General features: G+C 48.0%; 8 protein-coding genes, 1 other RNA gene and 2 pseudogenes. 6 read left to right on the top strand and 5 right to left on the bottom strand.

The features are described 5' to 3' along the window. From xth to BG74_RS02445, 4 genes and pseudogenes are all read right to left on the bottom strand, one after another. On the bottom strand, positions 1 to 460 hold a 460-nt coding region (gene xth, locus BG74_RS16035; RefSeq protein WP_244267175.1), incomplete at its 3' end, for an exodeoxyribonuclease III. Positions 461 to 578: 118 nt separating this feature from the next. After that, positions 579 to 704, bottom strand: a non-coding RNA gene (locus BG74_RS02460) — RtT sRNA. 291 nt (positions 705 to 995) lie between these two features. Beyond that, a pseudogene (locus BG74_RS12470) lies at positions 996 to 1,610 on the bottom strand (formyltransferase family protein); the annotation flags it as partial. A gap of 83 nt (positions 1,611 to 1,693) precedes the next feature. Beyond that, complete coding sequence (locus BG74_RS02445; RefSeq protein ID WP_066596342.1) at positions 1,694 to 2,086, bottom strand: YchJ family protein; 393 nt, start codon at positions 2,084 to 2,086, stop codon at positions 1,694 to 1,696. A gap of 499 nt (positions 2,087 to 2,585) precedes the next feature. Here BG74_RS02445 and BG74_RS16030 point away from each other — a divergent pair, with 499 nt between their 5' ends. From BG74_RS16030 to BG74_RS02415, 5 genes are all read left to right on the top strand, one after another. Continuing rightward, entirely contained in the window at positions 2,586 to 2,768 is a 183-nt protein-coding gene (locus tag BG74_RS16030) for a hypothetical protein (RefSeq protein ID WP_066596341.1), read from the top strand. Between the two features lie 793 nt (positions 2,769 to 3,561). Further along, a complete protein-coding gene (galU, locus tag BG74_RS02435) occupies positions 3,562 to 4,464 on the top strand; it encodes a UTP--glucose-1-phosphate uridylyltransferase GalU (protein WP_066596339.1) in 903 nt (300 codons plus the stop codon). Positions 4,465 to 4,514: 50 nt separating this feature from the next. Next, positions 4,515 to 5,858, top strand: a complete 1,344-nt coding sequence (locus BG74_RS02430) for a UDP-glucose dehydrogenase family protein (RefSeq protein WP_066596335.1) — start codon at positions 4,515 to 4,517, stop codon at positions 5,856 to 5,858. A 9-nt stretch (positions 5,859 to 5,867) separates the two neighbouring features. Beyond that, on the top strand, positions 5,868 to 6,875 hold the full coding sequence (locus tag BG74_RS02425) for an NAD-dependent epimerase (RefSeq protein ID WP_066596334.1): 1,008 nt from the start codon (positions 5,868 to 5,870) through the stop codon (positions 6,873 to 6,875). Between the two features lie 560 nt (positions 6,876 to 7,435). Next, on the top strand, positions 7,436 to 7,702 hold the full coding sequence (locus tag BG74_RS02415) for a hypothetical protein (protein WP_066596326.1): 267 nt from the start codon (positions 7,436 to 7,438) through the stop codon (positions 7,700 to 7,702). Between the two features lie 561 nt (positions 7,703 to 8,263). Here BG74_RS02415 and hns read toward each other — a convergent pair. After that, positions 8,264 to 8,671, bottom strand: coding sequence for a histone-like nucleoid-structuring protein H-NS (gene hns, locus BG74_RS02405; RefSeq protein ID WP_066596323.1), 408 nt, complete (start codon positions 8,669 to 8,671; stop codon positions 8,264 to 8,266). Positions 8,672 to 9,304: 633 nt separating this feature from the next. On the opposite strand from hns, the pseudogene BG74_RS16025 reads away from it, so the two are divergent. Then, a pseudogene (locus tag BG74_RS16025) lies at positions 9,305 to 9,515 on the top strand (thymidine kinase); the annotation flags it as partial.

Raw genomic sequence — 9,515 nt, 5'->3', positions numbered from 1 at the left:
TATTCATGTCCCCCATGATAAGCAGCAGTGATTCGCCGTGGTGGCTTTGTTCCACATAGTCCTGCAGATTGCGGTAGAAGCGCTCTTTAGCCGGGAACTTGACCGGGTGGTTACGACTTTCACCCTGGGGAAAGTAGCCGTTAACCACAGTCAATATGCCTTTGAGCGTAATAAAATCGGCCATGATAATCCGACGCTGGGCGTCATCACCGTCGGTACTAAAGCCGCGGCGGATGGCTAATGGCTTTTCCCGGCTTAGCAGTGCCACGCCGTAGTGACCTTTCTGACCATAAAAGTAAACATGATAACCGTGGCGCGAGACCTCTTCGAGAGGGAACATATCGTCGTGGACTTTGGTTTCCTGTAAACCGATCACGTCCGGCTGCAGTGTACTGACAATAGCTTCGAGCTGATGGGGGCGAGCGCGTAGCCCGTTGATATTGAATGAGACAAACTTCATTTTTTATGCCAGGTGAGAGGTTATCAGCAAATGTTAGCAGAAACTGCTAGCCAAGAAAACGTGGTGCAATGGCACCGTCGGTCGGGAAATATGTCTGTGTGCTTTCAATAGGACGTTTAAGGGAGGGGGAAAGAATGATTCGCTACCTTGCGGCCGCACTACGGGCCTTGCTGCGCATCGTTGTCTCGCGTAGCGAGACGTGAACTTTGATCGAAGATTCTCACCTTCACCCTAAGAATATCAGGGAAACCATGGTGATTGCTGTTAGTAAAAAGTATGATGTAATGGTAGTAGGGGAGGGATTCGAACCTTCGAAGTCTGCGACGACAGATTTACAGTCTGCTTCCTCTGACCGCTCAGGGAACCCCACATGGGAGAAAAATTACAATAACCCGTCAAGCAAGACTTGTCATATCAAATAAAGCGGCGCTGTAAAGTGGCTAACGCGCGCCCCCTGATTTTTTGCCACTTTTTCTCCAACCGAAACGAAATGCGTGCGGGTTTGGAGGGCCCACGCGCCGCGCAGCGTCAAAAAAATAATGGTCCGATTGCCGTAGACGAAAACCCGCTGCAACAATAGGTGGCACAATGCCCTGGCTCAGCACATTTTTCTATAAATCCATTCCCGCACGTATTATTATTCCGCAGTTTAGGTATGATCGACGTAAATCACGTCCTGAATAAGGATAGGGCCTTCATCTAGGTTATAGGAGCGCTGATGATTTTCACCCCGCGCTCAATAGGCCTGGTGATAAGGACACGCGCCGATAAACGCCGGCAGGAATGAGTGATGAATATTAATGGTTTGGTTGGGGTAATGACGCACAAGTGTCCACATAAGCACGCGCATGTATTTTGCCAGCATCACCATGTATTTCGCCAGTACTACATAGTCCAGTGCGAAGGCGTCAATCTGCACCATCATGTTTCTCAGCGGATAAACCTTTCATAGCTTATCAGATGGAAGGGAATATCAAACCGTTTCGCCGGCGGCCGCAGCGTTTTCGTAGTTGCTGATGACCGCACTGAGATCCCCACATCGAGACCCCGCTGTAAGCAATTTTCATCAATAAATCCCCCAAGGGGCTTCTTTGGTTACCAGCACCATGATGCGGCGCTGTCCGGTGTGATTCAGTTCCCGTATTGTTCCTATTCAGACCCTTGGCATCTGGACATAGGGTGCGTAATACTTTTCTTTGTACATTTTGCGACTGCATTGAGTTGCGGATCCTGTCATGTCTGTTGATTTTTTCCATGAAACAGGGCTGTGAGGGAGCAGCGGCAGAATGGGAACAGCGCACTCCTGCCAGGTACACATGGGCCGTCGACATAATACCAGCGTTCATCTAGGCGGACAAAGCGGGAAAATTCGTGAATAAAGCCGTTGTGCCGTTGCCGCTCGTCGTAAAAGCAGGCGATAAATTCTAAATAGCTCTGACAGGCATCTTGGCCGGGGCTGCGGGTGCAACAAGTAGCAATTAAATAATCGACATCCTCTATCACAAAGGCGCTATAGCGTAAACGCATCAACTGTTCGGGTGTCGCGGGCCGCGCGTCACCCGAGAGGAATGGAGACCAGCAGTCGGCATACGGCCTACCGCTGTCATAGGGGTAAATTAGGTGCACGCGACATTATTCAATGATCGGAGTATAGAACGACGCTATGCAGAAGCGGTGGTAAATGGATTTTACCCAAGCAACCTCGGCTGCGACTTTTTTGGTTAAAGACCGGCGATAAAATGCCACGGCTGTGGCCTCAAGGACGGATTTTTCCCTATATCGGTGGTTAGCCCTTGTCAAGACAATGAGAAAGCTCCGTCATTTTGCACCGCAAAGATGTAAATTTCCTTAATGGTGATTAAGCTCGGTTACAGGTAAAATGGAATTTTTACATCATCGGCGACAGCATCATGGCCGTTAAATGGGGTAGTAATGGGGTCGTCGGGAGAGGAGAGCTAGGCACCAGTTTTTATGATTATGTGAGCGAATGAATAACCGGCAGCAGACAAAACAGCCCATGTCATTACTTAAGCAAAAATGGAGTACGACAGCCTCTGTTAGAAATAATCAGAGGAAGGAATTTCAGTGGCCAAATCGTTAACAAATAAACTTGTTCTTATCGTTGATGCTGACGCTTTTTTTGATCCGTGCTGAAGTAATTTCACTGATATTGGCAGTTGATGTCGTCGAGGCCAATCAAGAGCAGCATGCGTTGGATAAGTTAGTGTCCATCCGTTCGGATCTCATCATTTGCGATCTGAGAATGCAAGAAATGAACAGCATAACCTCTATTGAGCGTTTTCGCTAGGACAGATACCACCACCCATCCTGATTATCTCCGGCACCGATCAAATGGCCAATATCGCCCGGGTTCTTCAGCTCGCGGGGTGTGCAGGATATGCTGCTTAAACCGGTGGAGGATTTCCCCGTTTGCGCGAAATGGCGCTAGGCTGTCTTTATATCCCGATATGTTCGCCTCTAAAGACGACGAAAAAAGAGCATCTGTTTCAGGATTGGGATGCGCAAAGGGTTGGCAGCCTTGCTGTTACGAGCGTTGTTTAACATCTTCCTGCAGGCGGGCGCATTTAGCTAATCACGTACTCCGCTGCCAGAATTATTAACCTTGTTGAAACAGGTGAATTAACTTTTGCGTAAATCGAATCTTGAAGGACAATTTCCTTCATTAGTAGATTACTATCATCGCTTAATGAATAATTTAATTTTAGTGTCAGTCAGCCTGAGCGCCCACACTGAATACCAATAACCAGCAAATCTAGTTAAATAGTGGCGTACCGCTTGGTTCTATAGGGAATACCTGCCTAAATCAGGTCAGTCAGTACTGCACCGCATAGCAACACCAGATCTGGGACGCTGTCGGCCGTCTGCAGCCATAAATGCCGACTGATTAGCCGGCAAGGGCGTCAGTTTTCGTATAGAGAATAATCAAGTTAATATCTTTTTGCCATCACTATTAGGTAATTGTCCTATTTTATACTGAACACCTATTATTCCAAGGGTTTCCCCCTTCCGATACTGATATAATAGAAATATTAAATATATTATATAGATAAAAATTTTTCTTAACGAAAGAGAGGTGGTTCATGTCTGCTATTACGACAAAATTGAAAAAAGCAGTAATCCCGGTGGCGGGATTGGGCACACGAATGTTGCCGGCAACAAAAGCGATCCCGAAGGAAATGCTCCCATTGGTGGATAAACCTCTGATTCAGTATGTGGTGAATGAATGTATCGCCGCCGGCATCAATGAAATCATTCTGGTCACCCACTCGTCCAAAAACTCCATTGAAAACCATTTTGATACCAGTTTCGAGCTGGAAGCAATGTTAGAAAAACGCGTCAAGCGGCAACTGTTGGCGGAGATTCAGGCGATTTGCCCACCCCATGTTACCATTATGCAGGTTCGTCAGGGGCTGGCAAAAGGCCTGGGGCACGCGGTCTTGTGCGCGCACCCGCTAGTGGGTGATAAACCGGTTGCAGTGATCCTGCCTGACGTGATTATCGATGAATATGAGTCTAACCTGCAGACTGAAAATCTGGCAGCGATGCTAAAACGCTTTGAAGATACCGGTCGAAGTCAAATTTTGGTCGAGCCTGTGGATGATGTCACCAGCTACGGCGTGGTGGATTGCCAGGGCAAGACCCTTAATCCAGGTGATAGTGTAGAGATGGTTAGCGTGGTAGAAAAACCGACCACCGAAGCGGCGCCGTCTAATTTGTCCGTCGTTGGCCGCTATGTGTTGTCCGCCGCCATTTGGGCACTGCTGGAAAAAACCCCGCCAGGAGCCAGTAATGAAATTCAGCTAACCGACGCGATTTCGATGCTGATAGACAAAGAAACCGTCGAGGCCTACCACCTTAAGGGACTGAGCCACGACTGCGGCAACAAACTAGGCTATATGCAGACGTTCGTTGAATATTGCCTGCGTCATGAAAGTCTTGGCAAAGAATTTAAAATGTGGTTAAAAGACGCCATTACAGAATAAATCTCTGAAATTTTTTGGCTATATATTGACACAGACCAGGATCTTCCAATATGAAAGTAACGGTTTTTGGTATCGGCTATGTCGGCTTGGTACAGGCAGCGGTTTTATCCGAAGTGGGGCACGACGTATTGTGCGTCGACGTGGATGAGCACAAAGTAGAGAATCTGAAAAAAGGCGTGATTCCTATTTTCGAGCCAGGGCTGACGCTGCTGGTGCAACAGAATTATGAAATCGGACGGCTGAAATTCACTACGGATGCGCAGGCCGGCGTCAATCATGGCATCATGCAGTTTATCGCGGTAGGCACGCCGCCGAATGAAGACGGCTCTGCGGATTTGAAATACGTGACTGCCGTGGCGCGTACCATCGCCCAGAACATGAACGATCATAAAGTAGTGCTGGATAAATCCACTGTCCCGGTGGGAACCGCGGATAAAGTGCGCGCTGTGATGCAGGAAACGCTGCAAAGCCGCAACAGCACACTGACATTTGATGTAGTATCTAACCCTGAGTTTTTAAAAGAAGGGGCGGCGGTAACTGACTGCATGCGCCCTGAGAGAATTGTGGTAGGCACCGATAATGAAGATGTTGTAGAATTGCTGCATGAGCTCTATGAGCCATTTAATCGCAATCACGACAGGATGATCCTGATGGATATCCGCAGTGCCGAACTGACGAAATATGTCGCCAATTGCATGCTGGCGACCAAAATCAGCTTTATGAATGAAATATCCAATCTGGCGGAATTGTTGGGTGCTGATGTGGAGAAAGTACGCCAGGGCATCGGTTCGGACTCGCGAATCGGTTACAGTTTTATTTACCCTGGCTGTGGCTACGGCGGCTCTTGCTTCCCGAAAGATGTGCAGGCGCTCATTCGGACCGCCGAGCAAATCGGTTACCAACCCAAGCTGCTACAGGCCGTTGAAGACGTAAACTATAAGCAGAAAGACAAACTGCCAACCTTTATTCGCCGCTGTTTCGGCGACGATTTGAGTGGAAAAACCTTTGCGCTATGGGGGTTATCGTTTAAGCCCAACACCGACGATATGCGCGAAGCATCAAGCCGGGTGTTAATGGAAGCATTATGGCAAGCCGGGGCGACTATTCAGGCTTTCGATCCAGAAGCGATGAATAAAACGCAGCGCATTTACGGCCACCGAGACGATCTACAGTTGATGGGCACCAAGGAAGCCGCCCTGTTCGGCGCTGATGCTCTGGTAATTTGCACCGAATGGCAGAACTTCCGCGCGCCGGATTTCGATGTCATTAAGGCAGCACTTAAACAACCGGTGATCTTTGATGGCCGTAACCTATACGATCCGGAACGCCTCGCTAATCGCGGCTTTGTCTATTATGGCATTGGCCGCGGCGCGTCGCTTTCTTCTCCTTCTTAAGAGACCGCGATGAAATTTTTAGTCACTGGCGCCGCCGGTTTTATTGGCTATCATGTTAGCAGGCGTCTGCTCGCTGACGGTCATCAGGTGATCAGTATCGACAACCTAAGCGATTATTATGATGTGTCGTTAAAGCAAGCCCGTCTTGACAGCTTGCGGGCCTATGATGCTTTTCGTTTTCACAAGCTTGATTTGGCGGATCGGCAGGGCATTACCAGCTTGTTTGCCAATGAAGGGTTTGAGCGGGTGATACACCTTGGTGCACAGGCCGGGGTACGCTATTCGCTGGAAAATCCTCTGGCCTACGGTAACGCTAACCTTATCGGTCATCTTAATATTCTTGAAGGGTGCCGACATACTCAGGTGGGGCATTTGCTGTACGCGTCCTCCAGTTCGGTCTATGGCCTTAACCGCAAGTTGCCCTTTTCCACGGACGACGCGGTGGATCATCCGGTATCGCTGTACGCCGCCACTAAAAAAGCCAATGAACTGATGGCGCACACGTATGCGCATCTCTATCAGTTGCCGACAACCGGCCTGCGCTTTTTTACCGTCTACGGCCCATGGGGGCGCCCGGATATGGCGTTGTTCAAGTTCACCCGGGCGATGCTAAATGGCGAGCGTATCGACATCTACAATGGCGGAGACATGCTGCGCGACTTTACCTATATTGACGACATTGTCGAAACCATCATTCGTCTGCAGAACATTATTCCTGCGCCGGATGCCGGATGGACGGTGGAAACCGGCTCTCCGGCGGCGAGCTCTGCCCCTTATCGCGTCTATAATATTGGTAATGGTCAGCCGGTAAAGCTGATAGAATATATTCAGGCGTTGGAAGATGCCATCGGCATCCAGGCAGAGAAGAATCTGCTGCCAATGCAGCCTGGTGATGTACTGGAAACCAGCGCGGATACGCAAGCGCTATATCATGCTATTAGTTTCAAACCGCAGACGCCGATGGCGGAAGGGATTAAACATTTTGTTGAATGGTATCGCGAGTATTACCAGTGTTAATGTATTACCTGACAATAGTCAATAAAAACGGCCGGTAGGCCTTTTTTATTGACTATTGTATTGTGTCTGGGTTTCGGCGTGGATCGTTTATGCGTCACCTGGCGCAGATGGAATGCCACGCGCAACGTACCGGTGGGCATAGCGATACGGGGTAAGGCGACAGGCAGGATGATACCCCTATCCATCGATACAGAGCCACCGCGTTTTAGAGCAAACAGATGCGACGTCGCAGGTAAAAACGTAGTAAAAAAGCAGCTAATACGTTCTTGCCTATTAAGGGAGGGAGGCCAGGGTGGTGGTGTAGGGCTTGCCTTTGTCCGCCAGCCACACTGCTCTATTGGTAGAGCGCTCGCCTGTAGGATTATCAGCACGTCTTAACAGGCCGAGGCAAAGCGGTAATACTTAACAAGATAAGGATAGTATGGGCCGAGCAATGGATAGCGCTCGAGGATATGCGCCCGATTTTTGTCCGTTTATGTCTCGATAGGAAACATCACCCGGTGGCAGGGGCAGTGCCTCGGCGACACCTGGGCTAATGTAGCCCTCGTAAGGTCGCTGTCTTGCTACTTGCCGTTGCTGATGTTTTCGGTGGCTGTTTTAGTGTCGCAGGTAAGAATAAGGGGGAGAAAGCGTTCCAGGATCGGACTCAGGATTTAGGGCGGTATAAACAGGTTTTCCCTTATTATTTTGCAATTTATCAAAAGGATGCACGTGGGAACAAGGCTGGAAATATTGCTCATGAGAAGGAGATTCCTGTTTGCATAACAGCCAGCTGCCGCGGCGCTAAAAATGGAATGGGGAAGATTCATCCACTAATATACATGTAGGTTAACGAACATATTCACCCTATGAAAAAACTATCAAGAATGCGGCATAACGAGTATTTTGGCAGCAAGGCGGTCTTATTATTTTAGCTCGGTGATTTGTCTCCTTTGGTAATATACTGCAAGAAAAAAGGTCATAACGCTTACCTTACACCATTAAAATCACTGCAGATAAAATATTTCTTGAATATTGAAATACTTTTTAAGCAAACTGTCTTATTGTTACTATGGAATAGCGTGGACACTGATCGCGAGTTTATGAATGTGAAGATATTGTTGGATTATAACGGCGCAATGGTGGCACCTTCTTGAAAATACAGGGTAATTTCTACTCTTCAAAAAGTTAATTATTTAAATTTTAAATAAAAAATTTAAATAATAATAAGTTAAAAAACATCTACAGCGCAGATCCGCGTGGAATAGACTGTGGCTCCGGGGAGGTACTTGCATGATGTCGGGTAATAAGGCAAAGGATTTGGCCTATGTACACTACACGCAGTGCGATGGGTTGATAAAACCCGCTGCGGGCGCGGCGGGTTTTATCAACTTGGGTCGACCAGGCGATTACAACAGGAAATCTTCCAGTGCCTTGCCTTCTTCATCAATCGCTTTTTTGATTACCGCCGGGGTACGGCCCTGGCCGGTCCAAGTTTTAACATCGCCGCTTTCGTCGATGTACTGATATTTTGCCGGACGAGCAGCGCGTTTGTTTTTACCCGCGGATTTAGAGGAACTCATTGATTGCAGCAATTCGTTCGGGTCGATGCCATCAGCAATCAACATTTCTCGGTATTGCTGTAATTTGCGCGTATGCTCTTCAATTTCAGCCTGGGCTTGACTATCTTCCTCACGGCGTTCGTTGACAACGACCTCTAGTTTCTCCAGCATTTCTTCAAGAGTTTCCAGAGTGCATTCTCTGGCCTGTGCGCGCAGAGTACGTATGTTGTTTAGAATCTTTAGTGCTTCGCTCATTGACATAATCTCGAATATTATAAAGGGGCATCTTAGTAATAATAGAGCGCTATTTTCTTTTCTGCAATACCCAGATTGTGATTAATCAAAAATATCCTTTATAAATGCCTATGACACGTAACTGTAAATATATTGTGTTCGCTGTGCGAGGTAAAATTGATTTATCAGGTTCCATTTTTCCTTCAGGACGCCTTATGAGTGCATAATGCACTGCTGATTTCATTATAAGGAAGGTTTATATCACCTTGCCAGTGGGGTTATAACCGCTGTAAACCAGATCTTCCCGACGGCTGAAAAATAAAAGCTTTACAGCATAATCTCCTGCGTTTTCTTATATCGCCTAGCAGCTGATGTTCACTATTTGGGTCCGCTCACAGTTGTGATAAATGCCACCTGTACTACCATTTAATGCCGATTACGCGAGCTTTTTAACTCGGAGGAAACTATAACTCGCCCGTCGTAGCGGCCGCTGCACGTTTTTTATTTTTCGGGGAAGAAAATTATTGTTCGGCGGGCTAACTACTGCTGTCGGCGCTGGGTTGCGGGTGACAGGACAGCTCCATCCCGTCGGAGAATATGATACATTCTCACCCTGTTTATTTGGTACTATCATTGAGGCGGAGTGCTGAACAGATGGCGCAACTCTATTTTTATTATTCTGCAATGAATGCCGGCAAGTCTACGGCGCTGCTGCAGTCTTCCTATAATTATCAGGAACGCGGCATGCGCACGTTGGTATTCACGGCGGCAATCGACGACCGCTACGCCCGCGGGCACGTCAGTTCCCGTATAGGACTGACTTCCCCAGCTGACGTGTTCAATGCTGAAACCCATTTGTTTGCGG

It is taken from the genome of Sodalis-like endosymbiont of Proechinophthirus fluctus (genome assembly GCF_001602625.1).
Lineage (GTDB): Bacteria > Pseudomonadota > Gammaproteobacteria > Enterobacterales > Enterobacteriaceae.
Note: the sequence above shows the minus strand (reverse complement) of the source record. Positions and strands in the feature narration are given on the sequence as shown.

Coding starts and splice junctions, on each gene's coding strand:
- BG74_RS16030 (WP_066596341.1), top strand. CDS start 2,586: ATGCTGACGCTTTTTTTGATCCGTGCTGAAGTAATTTCACTGATATTG.
- galU (WP_066596339.1), top strand. CDS start 3,562: ATGTCTGCTATTACGACAAAATTGAAAAAAGCAGTAATCCCGGTGGCG.
- BG74_RS02430 (WP_066596335.1), top strand. CDS start 4,515: ATGAAAGTAACGGTTTTTGGTATCGGCTATGTCGGCTTGGTACAGGCA.
- BG74_RS02425 (WP_066596334.1), top strand. CDS start 5,868: ATGAAATTTTTAGTCACTGGCGCCGCCGGTTTTATTGGCTATCATGTT.
- hns (WP_066596323.1), bottom strand. CDS start 8,671: ATGAGCGAAGCACTAAAGATTCTAAACAACATACGTACTCTGCGCGCA.